Source organism: Micromonospora sp. DT81.3 (genome assembly GCF_049847225.1).
Classification (GTDB): Bacteria; Actinomycetota; Actinomycetes; order Actinomycetales; family Microbacteriaceae; genus Microbacterium.
Map to the genome: position 1 here is coordinate 128170 of NZ_JBNCNY010000001.1, position 15797 is coordinate 143966.

General features: G+C 69.7%; 20 protein-coding genes. 10 read left to right on the forward strand and 10 right to left on the reverse strand.

Annotated elements, in window-relative coordinates; genetic code table 11:
• From ACPW96_RS00605 to ACPW96_RS00615, 3 genes are all read right to left on the reverse strand, one after another.
• Nucleotides 1-99 carry a 30S ribosomal protein bS22 gene (locus ACPW96_RS00605; RefSeq protein WP_003792170.1) on the reverse strand — a complete coding sequence of 33 codons (99 nt, stop codon included), beginning with the start codon at nucleotides 97-99 and terminating at the stop codon, nucleotides 1-3.
• A 114-nt stretch (nucleotides 100-213) separates the two neighbouring features.
• Nucleotides 214-405, reverse strand: a complete 192-nt coding sequence (locus ACPW96_RS00610; RefSeq protein WP_425881634.1) for a helix-turn-helix domain-containing protein — start codon at nucleotides 403-405, stop codon at nucleotides 214-216.
• Nucleotides 406-494: 89 nt separating this feature from the next.
• On the reverse strand, nucleotides 495-1424 hold the full coding sequence (locus ACPW96_RS00615; RefSeq protein WP_425881635.1) for a TetR/AcrR family transcriptional regulator C-terminal domain-containing protein: 930 nt from the start codon (nucleotides 1422-1424) through the stop codon (nucleotides 495-497).
• A 98-nt stretch (nucleotides 1425-1522) separates the two neighbouring features.
• On the opposite strand from ACPW96_RS00615, the gene ACPW96_RS00620 reads away from it, so the two are divergent.
• The 3 genes from ACPW96_RS00620 (at nucleotide 1523) to ACPW96_RS00630 (ending at nucleotide 3725) form a co-directional block, all read left to right on the forward strand.
• Entirely contained in the window at nucleotides 1523-2419 is an 897-nt protein-coding gene (locus ACPW96_RS00620; RefSeq protein ID WP_425881636.1) for an ATP-binding cassette domain-containing protein, read from the forward strand.
• Nucleotides 2416-3204, forward strand: coding sequence for an ABC transporter permease (locus ACPW96_RS00625; RefSeq protein WP_425881637.1), 789 nt, complete (start codon nucleotides 2416-2418; stop codon nucleotides 3202-3204). Before ACPW96_RS00620 ends, ACPW96_RS00625 begins: the two co-directional genes overlap by 4 nt.
• A 62-nt stretch (nucleotides 3205-3266) precedes the next feature.
• The gene (locus ACPW96_RS00630) at nucleotides 3267-3725 is read left to right on the forward strand and encodes a hypothetical protein (RefSeq protein ID WP_425881638.1); all 459 of its coding nucleotides are present in this window, start codon (nucleotides 3267-3269) and stop codon (nucleotides 3723-3725) included.
• Between the two features lie 15 nt (nucleotides 3726-3740).
• Here the strand turns inward: ACPW96_RS00630 and ACPW96_RS00635 are convergent, their stop codons facing one another.
• Nucleotides 3741-4163, reverse strand: a complete 423-nt coding sequence (locus ACPW96_RS00635; RefSeq protein ID WP_425822671.1) for an ArsR/SmtB family transcription factor — start codon at nucleotides 4161-4163, stop codon at nucleotides 3741-3743.
• A 67-nt stretch (nucleotides 4164-4230) separates the two neighbouring features.
• On the opposite strand from ACPW96_RS00635, the gene ACPW96_RS00640 reads away from it, so the two are divergent.
• Nucleotides 4231-5673 carry a TrkH family potassium uptake protein gene (locus ACPW96_RS00640; protein ID WP_425881639.1) on the forward strand — a complete coding sequence of 481 codons (1443 nt, stop codon included), beginning with the start codon at nucleotides 4231-4233 and terminating at the stop codon, nucleotides 5671-5673.
• Nucleotides 5666-6337: a potassium channel family protein gene (locus tag ACPW96_RS00645; protein WP_425822669.1), complete on the forward strand. Its 672-nt coding sequence runs from the start codon at nucleotides 5666-5668 to the stop codon at nucleotides 6335-6337. Before ACPW96_RS00640 ends, ACPW96_RS00645 begins: the two co-directional genes overlap by 8 nt.
• A 169-nt stretch (nucleotides 6338-6506) precedes the next feature.
• Here the strand turns inward: ACPW96_RS00645 and proC are convergent, their stop codons facing one another.
• Nucleotides 6507-7352 (reverse strand): pyrroline-5-carboxylate reductase, encoded by an 846-nt coding sequence (gene proC, locus ACPW96_RS00650; RefSeq protein WP_425881640.1) that lies wholly within the window; start codon nucleotides 7350-7352, stop codon nucleotides 6507-6509.
• Nucleotides 7353-7525: 173 nt separating this feature from the next.
• Here proC and ACPW96_RS00655 point away from each other — a divergent pair, with 173 nt between their 5' ends.
• Nucleotides 7526-8644 (forward strand): alpha/beta fold hydrolase, encoded by a 1119-nt coding sequence (locus ACPW96_RS00655; RefSeq protein ID WP_425881641.1) that lies wholly within the window; start codon nucleotides 7526-7528, stop codon nucleotides 8642-8644.
• A gap of 34 nt (nucleotides 8645-8678) precedes the next feature.
• Nucleotides 8679-9641, forward strand: coding sequence for a cation diffusion facilitator family transporter (locus ACPW96_RS00660; RefSeq protein WP_425881642.1), 963 nt, complete (start codon nucleotides 8679-8681; stop codon nucleotides 9639-9641).
• A gap of 16 nt (nucleotides 9642-9657) precedes the next feature.
• On the opposite strand, the gene ACPW96_RS00665 is transcribed toward ACPW96_RS00660, so the two are convergent.
• On the reverse strand, nucleotides 9658-10089 hold the full coding sequence (locus ACPW96_RS00665) for a nucleoside deaminase (RefSeq protein ID WP_425822888.1): 432 nt from the start codon (nucleotides 10087-10089) through the stop codon (nucleotides 9658-9660).
• 181 nt (nucleotides 10090-10270) lie between these two features.
• On the opposite strand from ACPW96_RS00665, the gene ACPW96_RS00670 reads away from it, so the two are divergent.
• The 3 genes from ACPW96_RS00670 to ACPW96_RS00680 all read left to right on the forward strand — a co-directional run bounded on the left by ACPW96_RS00670 (nucleotide 10271) and on the right by ACPW96_RS00680 (nucleotide 11851).
• Entirely contained in the window at nucleotides 10271-10486 is a 216-nt protein-coding gene (locus ACPW96_RS00670; RefSeq protein ID WP_425822661.1) for a hypothetical protein, read from the forward strand.
• A 111-nt stretch (nucleotides 10487-10597) separates the two neighbouring features.
• Nucleotides 10598-11257, forward strand: a complete 660-nt coding sequence (locus ACPW96_RS00675) for a DUF72 domain-containing protein (RefSeq protein ID WP_425881643.1) — start codon at nucleotides 10598-10600, stop codon at nucleotides 11255-11257.
• Between the two features lie 84 nt (nucleotides 11258-11341).
• Nucleotides 11342-11851 (forward strand): DUF2231 domain-containing protein, encoded by a 510-nt coding sequence (locus tag ACPW96_RS00680; protein ID WP_425822657.1) that lies wholly within the window; start codon nucleotides 11342-11344, stop codon nucleotides 11849-11851.
• On the opposite strand, the gene ACPW96_RS00685 is transcribed toward ACPW96_RS00680, so the two are convergent.
• The 4 genes from ACPW96_RS00685 to ACPW96_RS00700 form a co-directional block, all read right to left on the reverse strand.
• On the reverse strand, nucleotides 11844-12830 hold the full coding sequence (locus ACPW96_RS00685; RefSeq protein ID WP_425881644.1) for an SDR family NAD(P)-dependent oxidoreductase: 987 nt from the start codon (nucleotides 12828-12830) through the stop codon (nucleotides 11844-11846). The genes ACPW96_RS00680 and ACPW96_RS00685 overlap by 8 nt on opposite strands.
• A complete protein-coding gene (locus ACPW96_RS00690; protein WP_425881645.1) occupies nucleotides 12827-14302 on the reverse strand; it encodes a phytoene desaturase family protein in 1476 nt (491 codons plus the stop codon). The genes ACPW96_RS00685 and ACPW96_RS00690 overlap by 4 nt, the downstream gene beginning before the upstream one ends.
• On the reverse strand, nucleotides 14295-14795 hold the full coding sequence (locus ACPW96_RS00695; protein ID WP_425881646.1) for an SRPBCC family protein: 501 nt from the start codon (nucleotides 14793-14795) through the stop codon (nucleotides 14295-14297). The genes ACPW96_RS00690 and ACPW96_RS00695 overlap by 8 nt, the downstream gene beginning before the upstream one ends.
• Before the next feature lie 133 nt (nucleotides 14796-14928).
• Entirely contained in the window at nucleotides 14929-15708 is a 780-nt protein-coding gene (locus tag ACPW96_RS00700; protein ID WP_425881647.1) for an MBL fold metallo-hydrolase, read from the reverse strand.
• Nucleotides 15709-15797 lie beyond the last annotated feature (89 nt).

Sequence of the window (15797 nt, forward strand, 5' to 3'; positions counted from 1 at the left end):
CTACTTCTTGTTGCGGCGCTGGTGGCGAGTCTTGCGAAGCAGCTTGCGGTGCTTCTTCTTCGCCATGCGCTTGCGGCGCTTCTTGATGACTGAACCCACGGAAAACCTCACTAAGTCGGGGTCTGGGCGGCCGACGCGGAAGTGCGCACGCCACCCGGGAACGGGCAAAGCGGAAAAATGCCTCGGGGCAGTCTATCAGGCGGGAAGAGGCCGTTAACCGACGTCGGAGATCGGTCGCTGGAGGGCGTCGGTCACGGCGGTCTCGGGTACCCGATAGCTCCGCCCGAAGCGCACGGCGGGCAGTTCCCCGGCGTGCACGAGTCGGTAGACGGTCATCTTCGACACGCGCATAATCGCGGCGACCTCTGCGACGGTCAGGAAGCGGACATCCGGCAGTTCGGCCATGCTTCCCCCTCCCCCAGTATGATGCTGAGCACACTCTATGGGGTTGATGCGACGCCTGTAAACCCATGTGGCTGATGGGACGAAGCCTCTTACGCACTCGGATGCCGGCCCGCCCGCTCGCGGGCCTCCCGCAGCGTCTGGCGCACATGGCGCTGCGCGTCCCGCAGTGCCTTCTCGGCATCCCGAAGCGCTTTCTGCGCTTCGCGGTACTTCTTGTCGGAGGCCACCCCGGCATCGTCCAGCGTCGCCCAGCCGGCGGGCGCGGGGCGGGCACCTCCGGCCTCGAGGCGGTCGATGTACGCAGCGAGGCCGTCGAGGATCCGCTCGAACCCGAACATGAACGGGTCGTCGGGAGAGAGGAACACTCCGGCGTCGATCGCGCGGCGCAGTGACGGGAACTCGTCCGCCGAGATGAGCCCGTCGAAGAGCGCGGCCTTGCGCAGAGTGATCTGCTCGGGCGTGAGGCCGGTCGCGCGGCCGGTCGCCGCATACCCGGCCAGCACGGTGCCGTACCACCGCGCCTGCCCGGTGACGAGGAGGGTGACCGCAAGCCGCTCCTCCGCCGACAACGGCGTCTCGTCCACCGCCTCGAGCACGACCTCCATCCACGCCGAGCTGTTGGGGGTCGTCGGGGAACCGGTGATCGGCACGTCGATCATCCATGAGTGGCGCAGGTAGATGTCGAGCATCGCCCGGAAGATGGCACGAAGCCGCTCCCGCCAGCCGTCGACGTCTCGCACCGACGCCGGCGGGAGGCCCGTCGCGGCCTCCTGCATGAGCAGCATGAGGTCGTCCTTGGCGCTCACGTACCGGTAGAGCGACATCGGGGTGTAGCCGAGGCGGGTGGCGACGGCGGCCATCGAGACCGCGCCCAGTCCCTCCGCGTCAGCCAGCTCGACGGCGGCGTCGACGATCTTCTCGACGCTCATCTCGCGCTTGGGCCCGCGCTGCGGGTCCGCGCTGACGCCCCACGCGAGGGCGACGCCGCGCGGCAGATCGAGGTCCGTGGAATCGCCCATAGCCCGCCCTTCGTCGACCTCAGTCTAGGACTGTTTATGTCGTAAACAGTGTGTTACCGTCATAAACAGTTTATCCCGCACACAGAAAGGCTCCACTCATGCAACCAGCAATCGAGGTGGTCGAGGTCGGCAAATCGTTCGGTGCGCAACGCGTTCTGGACGCCCTGTCCTTCACGGTTCAGCCGGGCGAAGTCTTCGCCCTCCTGGGCGTCAACGGCGCCGGAAAGACCACGACGATCAACATCCTGACCACCCTGCTCCAGCTCGACGAGGGCTCCGCTGTGGTCGCCGGATGCGACGTCGCCCGCGACCCTGTCGGGGTGACGCAGCGCATCGCGCTCACCGGGCAGTCCGCCGCGGTCGACGACGTGCTCACCGGCGCCGAGAACCTCGTGATGATGGGGCGGCTCTCGGGGCTCTCCTCGGCGACGGCGAAGGCGCGCGCCGCGGAACTGCTCGAAAGCTTCGCGCTGACGGATGCCGCTGGTCGGCGGGTCGGGTCGTACTCCGGCGGGCTGCGCCGCAGGCTCGACCTCGCCCTCAGCTTCGTCGTCGCGCCCAGCGTGCTCTTCCTCGACGAGCCGACGACGGGTCTGGACACCCGCAGCCGGCGGGAGCTGTGGGACGTCATCCGATCCCTCGCCCACGCCGGCACCACGGTGCTGCTCACCACCCAGTACCTGGAGGAGGCCGATCAGCTCGCGAACCGCATCGCGGTGCTCGACGCCGGACGCCTCGTCGCGACCGGCACACCCGACCAGCTCAAAGCCGCGGTCGGCGTCGAGACCGTCGAGGTGCGCGATGCCGCCGGCGAGCCGATCAGGGAGATCCCCACGGACGGAACTGTCGGGGGGCTCCGCCGCGCACTCGACGAACTCGACCGCAGCGGTGCCGAGGGAACGGTCACACTGCGGCGGCCGAGCCTCGATGACGTCTTCCTCACCCTCACCGATCCGGGCGCCGGCCGCCCCGTGCACCTTCAGGAGCAGCGATGACCACCGCGACCCTTCTTCGCCCCCGCATCACCGGCCTGACCGCCGAGTCGGTGTTCGTGAAGCGCAGTCTCACCCACTCTCTCCGGGACGGCGAATCGCTGCTGATGGCGATCATGCTGCCGATCATGCTGATGCTGCTGTTCACGTTCGTCTTCGGCAACGCGATCGATCCGGCCGGCGGCTACGTGAATTACGTCGTCCCTGGAATCATCCTGCTCTGCGCCGGCTTCGGCGCCGCCTCGACCGCGGTGTATGTCGCGGGGGACATGAAGAGCGGCATCATCGATCGCATCCGCACGATGCCGCTGCGCAGCGGCGCAGCGCTGACGGGGCACGTGGTGGCGAGCCTCGTACGCAACCTGCTCGCGACAGGGGTCGTGATCGGGGTCGCCCTGTTGGTCGGCTTCCGCCCGACGGCCGACGTGTGGGGCTGGATCGGGGCGGTCGCGATGATCGCTCTCTACATCCTCACCATCACCTACCTCTTCGCGGCGATCGGCCTCGCGGCGGGCAGCCCAGAGGCGGCGAGCGGATACGGCTTCATCATCCTGTTCCTGCCCTACCTCTCGAGCGCCTTCGTGCGGGTCGACACGATGCCGACCTGGCTGCAGTGGTTCGCCGAGAACCAGCCGATCACGCCGATCATCGAGACCATCCGCGGGCTGCTGTTCGACCTGCCGATGGGGACGGAGCCGTGGTGGGCGCTCGGCTGGTGCGTCGCGATCCTCACGGGCGCTGTGGTCTGGGGTGCGTGGCTGTTCCGCCGCAAGGCGGGTCGCCGCTGACTCCCAGCGGATCCATAACCCGCCCATAACGGATACCTCGACCGCAGACGCAGGGTGGCGGCATGTCGAACACTCACGATGCCGCCTCCCGCGATACGGAAGCCCCCGATGCCGAAGCCCGCGATACCGCCCCCCTCGACCCCGTGACCCCGACGGCGGGCGCTCCCGCGGTCGGAACCCCGACCGCCCAGGGTGCACCGCCGCAGGCGCCTCCCCGGACGGAGAAGAAGGTCTCCCGCGGCTGGCTGATCGGCGCCGTCGCGGCGGGAGGTGCGCTGCTGCTCGCGCTCGTGTTCGGAGGTGGCGTCGCCACCGGCCTGGGCGTCGGCGCGCTCACCCGCGGCGGATTCGCCGCCGACGAGGGCGGCGGCCCCGGCGCACCCGGCGAAGGCGGGTTCCACCGATGGGGTCCCGACGCGGGTCCCGGTCAGGGTCGTCCCGGCGATGGCGATCGCCGCGACGGGCAGGACCGGCAGGACGACACGACGACGCCGAACCCCACCCCGACCCCGGGCGCCTGACGGCGGCTCTCGCGACTACGCCCCGAGCCGCTTCAGGGCGGACGCGACCGCGTGCTTCGCCGATGCGGCGGCACGGCCGACGACCTCTGCGGCGTGCGCGGCTCCGTCGGGCAGGGCGTGATTGGCGCCATCCCCGTCGAGGTCCTCGTCGACATCCGTCTCGTTGATCAGGAACGGAACGACCCAGTCGTCCACCGCCTCGAGTGGCGCCGACGACAGGCTGTAGTAGCGGTGCTGACCCTCTTCCCGCACCGAGACGAGCCCCGCATCGCGCAGCACCTTGAGGTGCTTGGACACCGTCGGCTGACTGATGCCGAGACGGCTGACGATGTGCGAGACACTCGTGCCGGACTGCTCACCGGCACTGGCCCGGTCAAGCAGAAGCTGCAGGATGTCGCGCCTCGTTCCGTCGGCGATCACGTCGAAGATGTCGGCCATGTGCTTAGGTTAGTCGGGTGATGGCCGGAGTACCATGACAACGTCTTCGGAGCGAGGAGGGCGACGCATGGCGGGTCGAACCGGCCAGGCGCGACCCCGCCAGACCCTGCGGATGCGGGGGCGGGAGGCCTTCGACTGGGTGCGCACGCGCACCACGACATCCCCTGCGAGGTTTGCAGTGGTGGTGTTCGTCGCCCTCATCCTGATCTTCACGGCGCTGCTCTCCCTGCCCGCCGCCGCCGCCGATGGCCGCCGCACGGCCCTTGCCGACGCGCTCTTCACCGCGGTCTCGACGATCTGCGTCACCGGTCTCTCGACGGTCGACATCGCAACGCACTACTCCGGCTTCGGCAAGGCGATCATCTACGTCGGCGTCAACATCGGCGGCCTGGGCGTGCTCACTCTGGCGTCGATCCTGGGGCTGGTCATCTCGAAGCGGCTCGGACTGCGGGCGAAGCTCATCGCCGCCAGCGACTCCAACCCGGCCCGCAGCCACGCCGGCCCGATGAACGAGGGACAGACCGTGCGACTGGGGGAGGTCGGCCAGCTGCTCGTCACCGTCGCGCTTTCGACCCTGGTCATCGAAGCCGGCCTGGCCATCCTCCTCTACCCGTCGCTGCTGATCGGCGGTGTGGATCCGCTCACGGCGCTCTGGGAGGCGCCGTTCTACGCCGCGATGGCGTTCACGAACACCGGATTCGCGCCGAATCCCGGCGGCATCGCCGCGTTCGCCAACGACTACTTCTTCCTCACCGTCCTCATGACGGGCGTCTTCCTGGGGTCGATCGGCTTCCCCGTGATCTACACCCTGTGGAGGCACGTCTGGCACGTGCGCAAGTGGTCGCTGCACGCGAAGATCACCATGATCACCACCGTGTTCCTCTTCTTCGCCGGAGCCGTTGCGTTCACCGTGCTGGAGTACAACAACCCGAAGACCTTCGGCGCGCTCAATTTCTGGGACTCCAGCTTCCAAGCGCTGTTCCTCTCGGCGATGACCCGCTCCGGAGGCTTCTCCGTCATAGACGTCGGCGAACTGCACGGGTCCTCGCTCGTCGTGGGGTCGATGCTGATGTTCGTGGGCGGCGGCTCAGCGTCCACCGCCGGCGGCATCAAGGTGACGACCCTCGCCGTGCTCGCCCTCGCCGTATGGTCGGAGGCCAAGGGACGGCAATCCGTCGAGGTGTTCGGCCGCCGCATCCCGAGCGATGTGCAGCGCGTGGCGCTGTCCGTCGTCGCGTGGGGCGCCACGATCTGCGCACTCTCGACGATCATCATCTCCCAGATCAGCCAGGCGGACGTCGCGGATGTGCTCTTCGATGTGATCTCCGGCTTCGCGACCGTCGGCCTCTCGACGGGGCTCACCGCCGAGCTCAGCGACCCCGGGATCTACGTCATGGCCGTGACGATCTTCATGGGCCGCATTGGTACAGTGACACTCGCCGCGGCCGTGGCCGCGACATCCCGTTCGCAGCTCTACTCGCTGCCAGTGGAAAGGCCGATCGTTGGTTGAGCGAATCCGGGGCGACGCGCCCGTTCTGGTGATCGGACTCGGTCGCTTCGGCGCCGCGTGCGCCGGCGAGCTCGACCGCCTCGATCGAGAAGTGCTGGCGATCGATGACAGCCTCGAGCTGGTGCAGAAGTGGTCGGAGCGGGTCACCCACACCGTGCAGGCCGACGCCCGCAACATCGATGCCCTGCGGCAGATCGGGGCGCAGGACTTCCAGGTCGCCGTCGTCGCGGTCGGATCGCTGATCGAGGCATCCGTCCTCATCACCGCCAATCTCGTCGACCTCAAGGTCCCGCAGATCTGGGCGAAGGCGGTCTCGCAGTCGCACGGCAAGATCCTCGCGCGGGTCGGCGCGAACCACGTGATCTACCCGGAGCGAGAGGCGGGCGAGCGCGTCGCCCACCTCGTGAGCGGGCGGATGCTGGACTTCATCCGGTTCGACGACGACTTCGCCCTCGCGAAGCTCTATCCGCCGAAGTTCATCCGCGGCGTCGGCCTCAACGAGTCGGGCGTGCGCTCGAAGTACAACGTGACGGTCGTCGGCGTGAAGTCGCCCGGCAAGCCGTTCCGGTATGCGGAGGCGAACACGGTGGTCACGAACCACGACCTGATCATCGTGTCAGGAACCAACAGCGACATCGAGCGTTTCGCGGCGCTCGACCGCTGACGCGGCGGCGCACGCTGGGGCGCCCGCTGCTCACCGCGGCGCACCAACTTCGGCGAATGTCGCGTTCCTCGGAAGATTCCGGTGATCCCGGCCGATGTTCGCAACATTTTCCGAAGCTGATGCAGGGGCGGCCCGGGCGGCAGCGCGGGCGCGGTCCGCAGCAGGACTCTCAGGAGCCGGCGGCGAGCTCCCGGGCACGGGCGAGCGCGGCATCCGTCGCCTTCGCGAAGACCTCGTCGAGGCGCGCCTCCTGCAGCACGCCGATGGCCCTCTCGGTCGTGCCCTTCGGGCTCGTGACCCGGCGGCGCAGCTCGGCGGGTTCTTCTCCGGATGCGTGGAGCAGCGCGGCGGCGCCGATGAAGGTCTGCTCCGTCATCAGCCGGGCCTCGGCCTCGGTGAACCCCTTGCCGGTCGCGGCCTTCGTGAACTCCTCGACCAGCAGGAAGAAGTACGCAGGGCCCGATCCCGAGATCGTGGACAGCGCGTCGATCTGGGACTCCGGCACCTCGATCACCGTGCCGACGGTCTCGAACAGCGCCCGGACGAGGCTCAGGTCTCCTGCAGAGGCACCCGTCCCGGCGGACAGGCCGGTGACCGCCTCGCCGACCACGGCGGGCGTGTTGGGCATCGAACGGACCACCGCGATCTCCGCGCCGAGGATCGACTCGAACGTGGCGATGGGAACTCCCGCCGCCAGGCTCACCACCACCGCGCCTGGTCGAACATGCGGCGCGATTTCGCGGAGCAGGTCGGAAACCATGGCCGGCTTCACGCCGATGAGCACGATGTCGGCGGATGCGGCTGCCTCCGTGTTGCCATGGGCGCGGTCCTCCAGCGCGATGCTGGTGACGTTCTCGAGACCCCAGAGCATCGCCGCCTTCTCCTGCGTGCGATTGGTCACGGTGACGCCCGCCGTCGCCACGCCCGAGCGCGCCAGCCCCTGAGCGATCGCCCCGCCCATCGAACCGGCTCCGAGGATGGCGACGGGCGGGAGGGCGAGGAGTTCGGAAGGCATGGCGCCATCCTATGTACCGCTCCCCCGGCCGGCACGGACGCGAATGTCGTACGAGCGGTCGCTGCCTGGCGGCGGCCGAACCTGAGAGTCGATTCATGCCGAACTGAGGCGGGTCTATGCTCGTGAGCGGGGAGGGGCGCAGGGGCCCCTCGTGCACGCAACGAAGGACGACCATGACCCTCTTTCCCGGCATCACGCAGCGCGTTCTCGACATCCCGGGCATCGCCGTCGGCATCCTCGAACGCGTGGGAGACGACCCCGCGGCGAACCCGGCCAAGACCGTCGTCTTCGTGCACGGCAATGTCTCCTCCAGCCTCTTCTTCATGCCGACGATGCTCGATCTTCCGAACGACCTGCGGGTGATCGCCATCGACCTTCGCGGATACGGTGCGAGCGAGCACGCGCCCGTCGACGCCACTCGTGGCCTGCGGGACTACAGCGACGACATCCACGCCACCCTCGAGGCGCTGGAGATCCCCACGGCCCATCTCGTCGGCTGGTCACTGGGCGCGGGAGTCGTGATGCAATACGCGCTCGAGCACCAGGCGCTGACCCTCACCCTGGAGGCGCCCGTGTCGCCCTACGGCTTCGGCGGCACGCGGCGTGACGGGTCGCGACTGACCGACGACGACGCGGGCACGGGCGCCGGCAGCGCGAATCCCGACTTCGTGCTGCGCCTCACAGACAAGGACACCACCGACGAGGCACAGACCTCGCCGCGCAACGTCTTCCGCGCCTCGTATGTGGCTCCCGGCTTCGTGACCGCCCAAGAGGACGTCTGGGTCGAGTCCATGCTGACGACCTCGACCGCGACGGGGAACTATCCGGGAGACTCGGAGCACTCCCCGAATTGGCCGGGTTTCGCCCCCGGACGCGTCGGTGTGCTGAACACACTGTCGCCGAAGTACTACAACGTCGCAGGCATCGTCGACCTCGAAGAGAAGCCGCCCATCCTCTGGATCCACGGCGACTCCGACGCCATCATCTCGGATGAGTCGTTCTTCGACGTCAACTACCTGGGGAAGCTCGGCATCATCCCCGGCTGGCCGGGCGAGGACGTGGCACCCGCACAGCAGATGGTGAGCCAGATGCGCGACGTGCTGCACGCCTACTCCGCGGCCGGCGGCTCGGTGACCGAGGCGCTCTTCGAGGACACAGGCCACACCCCGAATCTGGAGCGCCCCGACGAATTCCGGCATGCCCTGCTCACCCACATCGGGCCGAGGGCGGTCGACCCGGGAACCGACCCCAACCCGCCGACGGAGGCCTTCATCCTGAAGTCCGAGGACTGAGGCGGTCCCGCGCACTGCTCCGTAGACTCGTCGCATGAGTGCATCCGGCGGCGGCAGAGCGATCATCGCGGCGTTCCTGGCCAACATGGGCATCGCCGTCGCCAAGTTCATCGGCTACCTGATCTCCGGGTCGAGCTCGATGCTGGCGGAGTCCGTCCACTCCGTCGCCGACTCGGGCAATCAGCTGCTGCTGCTGCTCGGCGGGCGCCGCGCCAAGCGGGCGGCCGACAAGGAGCATCCCTTCGGCTACGGGCGTGAGCGGTACGTGTACGCGTTCGTCGTCTCGATCATCCTGTTCTCGGTCGGCGGTCTCTTCTCCATCTACGAGGGCATCGAGAAGCTCGCGCACCCGCACCCGCTGAACATGCCGTGGCTGCCGGTCGTCATCCTGCTCGTCGCCATCGGGCTCGAGTCCTTCTCGCTCCGCACGGCCGTCAAGGAGAGCAATCTGGTACGGGAGTCGGGGCAGTCATGGGTCTCGTTCGTGCGCCGCGCGAAGGCGCCGGAGCTGCCCGTCGTGCTGCTCGAGGACGTGGGCGCCCTCGTCGGACTGATGTTCGCGCTCGCCGGCGTCTCGCTCACCTGGATCACCGGGAACGGGGTCTTCGACGCCATCGGCACGCTCTTCATCGGCACGCTGCTCATCGTGATCGCGATCATCCTCGGTATGGAGACGAGCAGCCTGCTCGTGGGCGAGGGCGCGACCGAGCGCGAGCATGACGAGATCGTGCGGGCGATCCAGGGCACTCCCGACGCCCCGCGCCTGATCCACATGAAGACGCTGTACCTTGGACCGGACGAGATGCTCGTCGCTGCCAAGCTCGGCTTCGCCGGCGACAAGCACCTGGCCGAGGTGGCCGCCGAGATCGACCTCATCGAAGCCCGCGTGCGTGCCGCCGTGCCGACCGCCCGCGTGCTGTACTTCGAGCCCGACATCTACCGTCCCGGTCAACAGGCGCTGCAGACCGACGCCATCGTTCTGAAGTCCAGCGACTGACCCGGCCCGCCGCGCCTTACCGTCGGGCCTCGAAGAACTCCCTGAGCAGCGCGGCCGCCTCCGCCTCGCGCACGCCGCCCACAACCTCGGCCCTGTAGGGCAGCCGACGGTCGCGCACGACGTCATACACCGACCCGGCAGCTCCCGCCTTCTCGTCCCACGCCCCGAACACCAGTCGGGAGAGGTGGGCCTGCAGCAGCGCGCCGGCGCACATCACGCACGGTTCCAGCGTGACGACGAGTGTGCAGCCCCCCAAGTTCCACGAGCCGGTGGATGCCGCGGCCTCGCGCATCGCGACGATCTCGGCGTGAGCCGTGGGATCGGTCGTCTGCTCCCGGCGGTTGCGCCCCCGGCCGATGATGCGGCCGCCGGCATCCGTCACCACCGCACCCACCGGCACCTCGCCGTCGGCCGCCGCCTCCGCGGCGAGCGCGAGGGCACGGTCCATGGGGCCGTCGTAAAGCGCGTGCGACACGGCCCCGAGCCTACGCGACCCCGTCGGTCCCGCATCCGAACGGATGCCGCGGACGTCCCCGCGGGAGCACGATTAGCGCGCCCGAGCGCGGCGGTCAAGCCCGTTCGCCGCACGAGCGGACCGGCCTACCGTTGGCGCAACGAAAGGAGAACCGATGTCCATGTCAAGCTCCAATCCCATCCCGCCCGCCGGCGGCCTCGCCGCCGCCGCCGCGTTCGGCTCGCAGGATGACGACGCCGCGACACGCGAGGTGGATGACCGAGAGGTGCTCGATCCCGACGCGAACGACGACCTGATCGACAGCGCCGACGCCGACCGGCTCGCCGCCGACCCCGACGACGCCGACGACGACCTGTTCGATCGCGACTGACCGCGTGGTGCCGCCGCACCGCCACGAGGGCGGAACGCGCCCGTGACGGTGCGGATCGGCACGTCCGGATGGAGCTACGACCATTGGGCGGGAGTGCTCTATCCTCCCGGGATGCCGCCCAGAGAGCGGCTGCAGCGCTACGTCAGCGTCTTCGACACGGTGGAGCTCAACGCCAGCTTCTACCGCTGGCCGGCTCCACCGCGCTTCGAGAGCTGGAACCGGCGCCTTCCCCCCGGATTCGCGATGACGGTCAAGGCGCCGCGGGGGCTCACCCACGCGCGCAAGCTCTATGCGCCGGAGGAGTGGCTGACGCGCATCGCCGCCGGCCTGCACGAGCTGGGCGACAAGCGCGCGGTCGTGCTCGTGCAGCTGCCGCCGAAGATGGAGCGTGACGATGAGCGCCTGGCGTACTTTCTGGAGCGCGTGCCCGAGTGGATGCGCGTCTGCGTCGAGTTCCGGCATCCGTCGTGGGAGACCGACGAGGTCTTCGACCTGCTGTCGCGTCACCGCGCCGCGTACTGCGTGATGAGCGGCGCGGGTCTCTCCTGCATCCTGCGCGCCACGACCGACATCGCCTACGTGCGGCTGCACGGGCCGAGTTCCGAGCACCTCTATGCCGGCTCGTACTCCGACGACGACCTGGAATGGTGGTCCGAGCGCATCCGCGAGTGGCGGGACACCCGCCACGACGTGTACGCCTACTTCAACAACGACGGCGAGGGGCACGCGGTGCGCAATGCCCTGACGCTGAAGCGGATGACGGGCGCCTGACCGCCACCGCCCACCGTGTCAAGCCCCTGCGGGAGCGGCGGAGTCGCCGCTTAGCCTGGCGATCCACCCGATACGGAGGACACCGTGGACGACCGCACCTCACCCCTCATGCGGGCCAAGCGCCCCCTCAACGCCCTGGCAGGACCGTACGGGCATCCCTTCCACCCGATCCTCGTCACTATCCCGATCGGCACGTGGACGGCGAGCCTGGTGTTCGACGTCCTCGGGCTGTTCGCAGAGGACGCCGAGCCGTACGCCGTCGGTGCGCAGGTGCTGATCGCGATCGGCATCATCGGCGCACTGCTGGCCGCCGTGTGGGGGTTCATGGACTACCGGCAGCTCGCGGCCGGCACCCCGGCTCGCCGCACCGGCACGATCCACATGATCCTCAATCTCGCGGCCGTGGTGCTGTTCGCGATCAACTACTTCGTGCGGGCCGGCAGCGACCACGAGGACGTCAGCATTCTCGGCCTCATCCTCACCGTCGTCGGCCTCGCCGCCCTGGGTGCCTCCGGGTGGCTCGGCGGCAAGCTCGCCTATCACTACGGTGTTCGGGTGGCGGCCGAGGACACCCAGCGCGAAGGCTTCAGCTGAGCCGGCGGCGCAGGTAGAGGGCACCAGCTCCCGCCACCGCCCCGACACCGAGCACCCGCAACGGCGTCGAGCGCCAGCCGCCCGTGACGCCGCCGTCGTCCGTGCCGGGGGTGAGCACCGTGCCGCTGGAGCGGGGCGCTCCCCTGCCTCGCAGCGCGAGGGACTCCTGCGCCAGCGACGTGAGGCGGTCGTACAGACCGGGCGCGATTCCGTGCAGGGCGGTCGCGATGCGCTGGGTCCGGCCGACCACCACCACCGGCCGCCGGTGCCCGAGCGAGCGCACGATGGCCTTGGCGACGCGCTCGGGGGCGGAGATCGGCACCAGGGGGTGAACGTGCCGTCCCGTGTAGTTGGCGGCGTGCTGGTAGATCGGCGTGTCGATCGACGCCGGGAGAACGGCGACGACGTGGATGGCCCGCGAGCGACGGAGCTCCTGCCGCAGGACCTCGGCGAGCCCGAGCGTCGCGAACTTGCTGGTGACGTACGGCGAGATGTAGGGCGACCCGACCTCCGAATAGAGGGAGCCGACCATGATGAGTGTGCCCGCACCCTGGCGGCGGAACTGGCGCAGCGCCGCGCGGGCGCCGTGCACCTGCCCCATCAGGTTGGTCTCGATCACCTGGGTGAAGATCGCCGACGGGGTCTGCTCGAAGGTCCCGAAGCTCATGACGGATGCCGCGCCGACCCACGCGTCGATCCGGCCGTAGGCGTTCACGGCCGCTCGTGCGAGCGCGAGGACCTGCTCTTCGTCGCTGACGTCGGTGCGCACCGCGATCGCCTCGCCGCCCCGTGCCGTGCATTCTTCGACGACAACCTGGAGCGAGCGCTCGTTCCGCGCCGCGAGCACCAGCCGATCGCCGCGTGACGCGAACGCCCGCGCGGTGGCGCGGCCGATGCCGCTCGATGCGCCGGTGATGACGATGACCCTGCCCTTTCGCGCGGTGCGGTCCGTCTTCCCCGCCGTGGTCTGGTGCTTCATCGAGTGCCTCCTCGCACCGGTTCACGGGGCGAGAGGTCCGGGAGCGCGCGCGTTCCGAACTCGTGACGCAGGGCGCTCAGCGCCGCGTGCCACCCGACGAGCCCGTGCACCCCCGGACCGGGCGTCACCGACGCCGAGCAGAGGTACACCCCGGGGATCGGCGTGCGCCACGGGTCGGGGCTGAGCACGGGTCGGCGCACCAGCTGCCGAAGGCTCGGAGCACCGGATGCGATGTCGCCGCCGACGTAATTGGGATTGTGCCGCGCCACGTCCACGGCCGTGCGCGAGGACACGGCGAGGATCGTGTCGCGGAAGCCCGGCGCGAAGCGTTCGATCTGACGGATGACGGCCTCCCGGCGATCCGCCGTCGAGTCGGCGGGCACGTGGGTGTACGTCCAGAGGGTGTGCCGGCCGGCGGGCGCGCGAGAGTCGTCGAAGAGCGACTGCTGCGCCACAAGCACGTACGGCGACTCGCTGAGCCTGCCTTTGGTCACCGCGTTCTCGGATGCCGCGACCTCCTCACGGGTGCCGCCCACGTGCAGCGTGCCCGCCTCCCTGAGGGCGGGGTTCGTCCAGGGGACGGGCTCGGAGAGGGCGAAGTCGACCTTCGCCGATCCCGCACCGTAGCGGAACCTCTCCAGGGCCCGGCGGTACCGGGTCGGGATCGTGCGCGATGCGATCCGCGTGAACGCCCGGGGGGTGACATCCAGCAGGGTGACGCGCGAGGGCGGCAGCTCCTCGAGCGACGCGACGTCATGGCCGGTGATCACCTCGCCGCCGTACGCCCGGAGGTCCTCGACCATGGCGTCGATGATGGACTGGCTGCCGCCGATGGGTACAGGCCAACCCCGGGCGTGCGCGTAGGCGGTGAGGGCGAGACCCGCACCGGCTCCCACCAGGCTCGGCTGCGGGAGGATCGTGTGCGCCGCGACGCCCGTGAGCATGGCGGGAGCGGCGTCTTCGGAGAACCGGCGCTGCCAGAGCGGCGAGCCCTGCTCGAGGGATGCGAGCCCGAACGCGATGGCGGTGATCGGATCGGGCGGCACGCGCAGGAGCGTCGAGCCCGTGAAGTCCGCGACCCGGCCGGCACGCTCGACCAGCGGGCGCAGCAGGCTCTCGTACGCCCGTCCGTCTCGGCCGAGCGCCTCGCGGGTGCGGGCGAGATCGCGATAGGCGAGGCCGGCACGACCCCCGTCCAGAGGGTGGGCGAACGACAGCTCGGGGGTGACGAACCGCATCCGCTCCGTCAGTCCGAACTCGCGGAAGAAGCGCGACTCGAACGCCATCGGGTGGATCGCGGAGCACACGTCGTGCGCGAACCCCGGCAGCGTCAGCTCCTTCGTGGCCGAGCCTCCGCCCACTTGCGTGGCACGCTCGAAGACACGCACCTTGAGCCCGGCGCGCGCAAGGGTGACGGCCGCCGCCAACCCGTTCGGGCCGGCGCCCACGACCGTGGCATCCACCTCACCCATCGGCGGCCGCGCCGAGCGACTCGCGCTCGGCGGTGCTCAGTTCGGATGCCGACCCTCTGCCGATGCCCTCCGCCAGGTAGGCGAGGCGGTGCAGCGTCTCGGTGTTGCGCCAGTGCAGCATCACATCCATGAGCGGCGCAGGAACCAGTGTGGCGGGGCCGGAGACCGCCTCCTCCTGGATCCGGACGATGCAGCCATCGGCCCCTCGGGGTTTCACATCGAGCGTGACGCGAGCCTCCCCGACCGGCCAGCCGCGGGCCTTCATCACCGCCCGACGCGGGGGGTCCCACTCCAGCGATTCCGTCTTGTCGTCGATGGGCACGGGCCACACGCCGAAGGAGTGGTGGAGGCGGGAGTGCGGGCGCGGCCACGACTCGTCCACATCGCGCATGCGGGACGCGCCGACCACCCACGACGGGTAGAGCCAGCCGTTCCCGAGCACCGCGAAGACGTCGGCCGGGCTGCATTTCAGCACCCTCACGTTGCGCGACATCGGTCCTCTCCTCTCGCCATCGGTGCGCGACGCTCGCCGCACCCGTTTCGTGCGACACTACGGCGAGGGCCGCGGCATCCGGCAGTGCTTGAAAAGGCCCCGCTCATGTGGCAGGGCCGGGGCGTCGAACCGATCACTCGGCACCCACCGCGCGAGCCGCGCTGACGGCCAAGGCGATGCCCTGCTGCCACGGCTCGCCATGTCCGGGCAGCACGGTCCGGGCCCCGGTGGCCTCCAGCGCATCGAGCGAGGCGAGGGCCCTCTCGCTGTCGGCGGTCGCCGCCTTCGCCACGATCCGCGGGCCGGTCTCGCCGGTGTACGGATCGAGGGTCACCAGAGCATCGCCGGCGAAGAGGATGCCCGAGCCGGGCAGAGTGAAGCCGCAGTGGCCGTAGGTGTGCCCGGGGCTCCACACGGGGACCAGCCGCCCCGGCACGTCCATGGGCTGATCCGGATGGAGGGCGCCCGCGGCCTCGATGCCGCGCACCGACAGCGCGCCGGCCGTCGCCATCCCGGCGATGACGGGGATGGCCTTCGGGTAGCGCAGGAGGTACCCCGCTCGCGGAGCCTCGTGATCGTAGCGATACGGATGCCGGGCGAGCTTTCGATCCTCGTCGTGCACGAAGTGGGGAACGTGGTGCTCGTGCGTGAGCCGTGACGACATGCCGACGTGGTCGAAGTGACCGTGGGTCAGCACGACGGCGTCGATGTCCGAGGGTTTCGCACCGAACGAGGCGAGCACCACCCGGAGGCCGCTGAAGCTGTCGGGCAGACCCGCGTCGACCAGCGTCATGCCATCGGGGGTCACCACGAGATAGCAGTTCACGTGTGCCCGATCGATGCGGTAGACGCCTTCTGCGACCTGCTGCCACACTCTTCTCACCGCGCGCGCGGCGGATTTCGTTGCTCCCATGACGGCCACCTTTGCCGCGACCCGGGCCTCCGGACAGTGGCTTGCGAGGCCCCGAACCGAGTGCTAGCGGCCAGTCGGGCGCATGCTGA

Excerpts from the sequence above, each read along its gene's own strand:
- ACPW96_RS00610 (WP_425881634.1), bottom strand. The coding sequence starts at position 405 with ATGGCCGAACTGCCGGATGTCCGCTTCCTGACCGTCGCAGAGGTCGCC.
- ACPW96_RS00615 (WP_425881635.1), bottom strand. The coding sequence starts at position 1,424 with ATGGGCGATTCCACGGACCTCGATCTGCCGCGCGGCGTCGCCCTCGCG.
- ACPW96_RS00620 (WP_425881636.1), top strand. The coding sequence starts at position 1,523 with ATGCAACCAGCAATCGAGGTGGTCGAGGTCGGCAAATCGTTCGGTGCG.
- ACPW96_RS00625 (WP_425881637.1), top strand. The coding sequence starts at position 2,416 with ATGACCACCGCGACCCTTCTTCGCCCCCGCATCACCGGCCTGACCGCC.
- ACPW96_RS00630 (WP_425881638.1), top strand. The coding sequence starts at position 3,267 with ATGTCGAACACTCACGATGCCGCCTCCCGCGATACGGAAGCCCCCGAT.
- ACPW96_RS00635 (WP_425822671.1), bottom strand. The coding sequence starts at position 4,163 with ATGGCCGACATCTTCGACGTGATCGCCGACGGAACGAGGCGCGACATC.
- ACPW96_RS00640 (WP_425881639.1), top strand. The coding sequence starts at position 4,231 with ATGGCGGGTCGAACCGGCCAGGCGCGACCCCGCCAGACCCTGCGGATG.
- proC (WP_425881640.1), bottom strand. The coding sequence starts at position 7,352 with ATGCCTTCCGAACTCCTCGCCCTCCCGCCCGTCGCCATCCTCGGAGCC.
- ACPW96_RS00655 (WP_425881641.1), top strand. The coding sequence starts at position 7,526 with ATGACCCTCTTTCCCGGCATCACGCAGCGCGTTCTCGACATCCCGGGC.
- ACPW96_RS00660 (WP_425881642.1), top strand. The coding sequence starts at position 8,679 with ATGAGTGCATCCGGCGGCGGCAGAGCGATCATCGCGGCGTTCCTGGCC.
- ACPW96_RS00665 (WP_425822888.1), bottom strand. The coding sequence starts at position 10,089 with ATGGACCGTGCCCTCGCGCTCGCCGCGGAGGCGGCGGCCGACGGCGAG.
- ACPW96_RS00670 (WP_425822661.1), top strand. The coding sequence starts at position 10,271 with ATGTCCATGTCAAGCTCCAATCCCATCCCGCCCGCCGGCGGCCTCGCC.
- ACPW96_RS00675 (WP_425881643.1), top strand. The coding sequence starts at position 10,598 with ATGCCGCCCAGAGAGCGGCTGCAGCGCTACGTCAGCGTCTTCGACACG.
- ACPW96_RS00685 (WP_425881644.1), bottom strand. The coding sequence starts at position 12,830 with ATGAAGCACCAGACCACGGCGGGGAAGACGGACCGCACCGCGCGAAAG.
- ACPW96_RS00690 (WP_425881645.1), bottom strand. The coding sequence starts at position 14,302 with ATGGGTGAGGTGGATGCCACGGTCGTGGGCGCCGGCCCGAACGGGTTG.
- ACPW96_RS00695 (WP_425881646.1), bottom strand. The coding sequence starts at position 14,795 with ATGTCGCGCAACGTGAGGGTGCTGAAATGCAGCCCGGCCGACGTCTTC.
- ACPW96_RS00700 (WP_425881647.1), bottom strand. The coding sequence starts at position 15,708 with ATGGGAGCAACGAAATCCGCCGCGCGCGCGGTGAGAAGAGTGTGGCAG.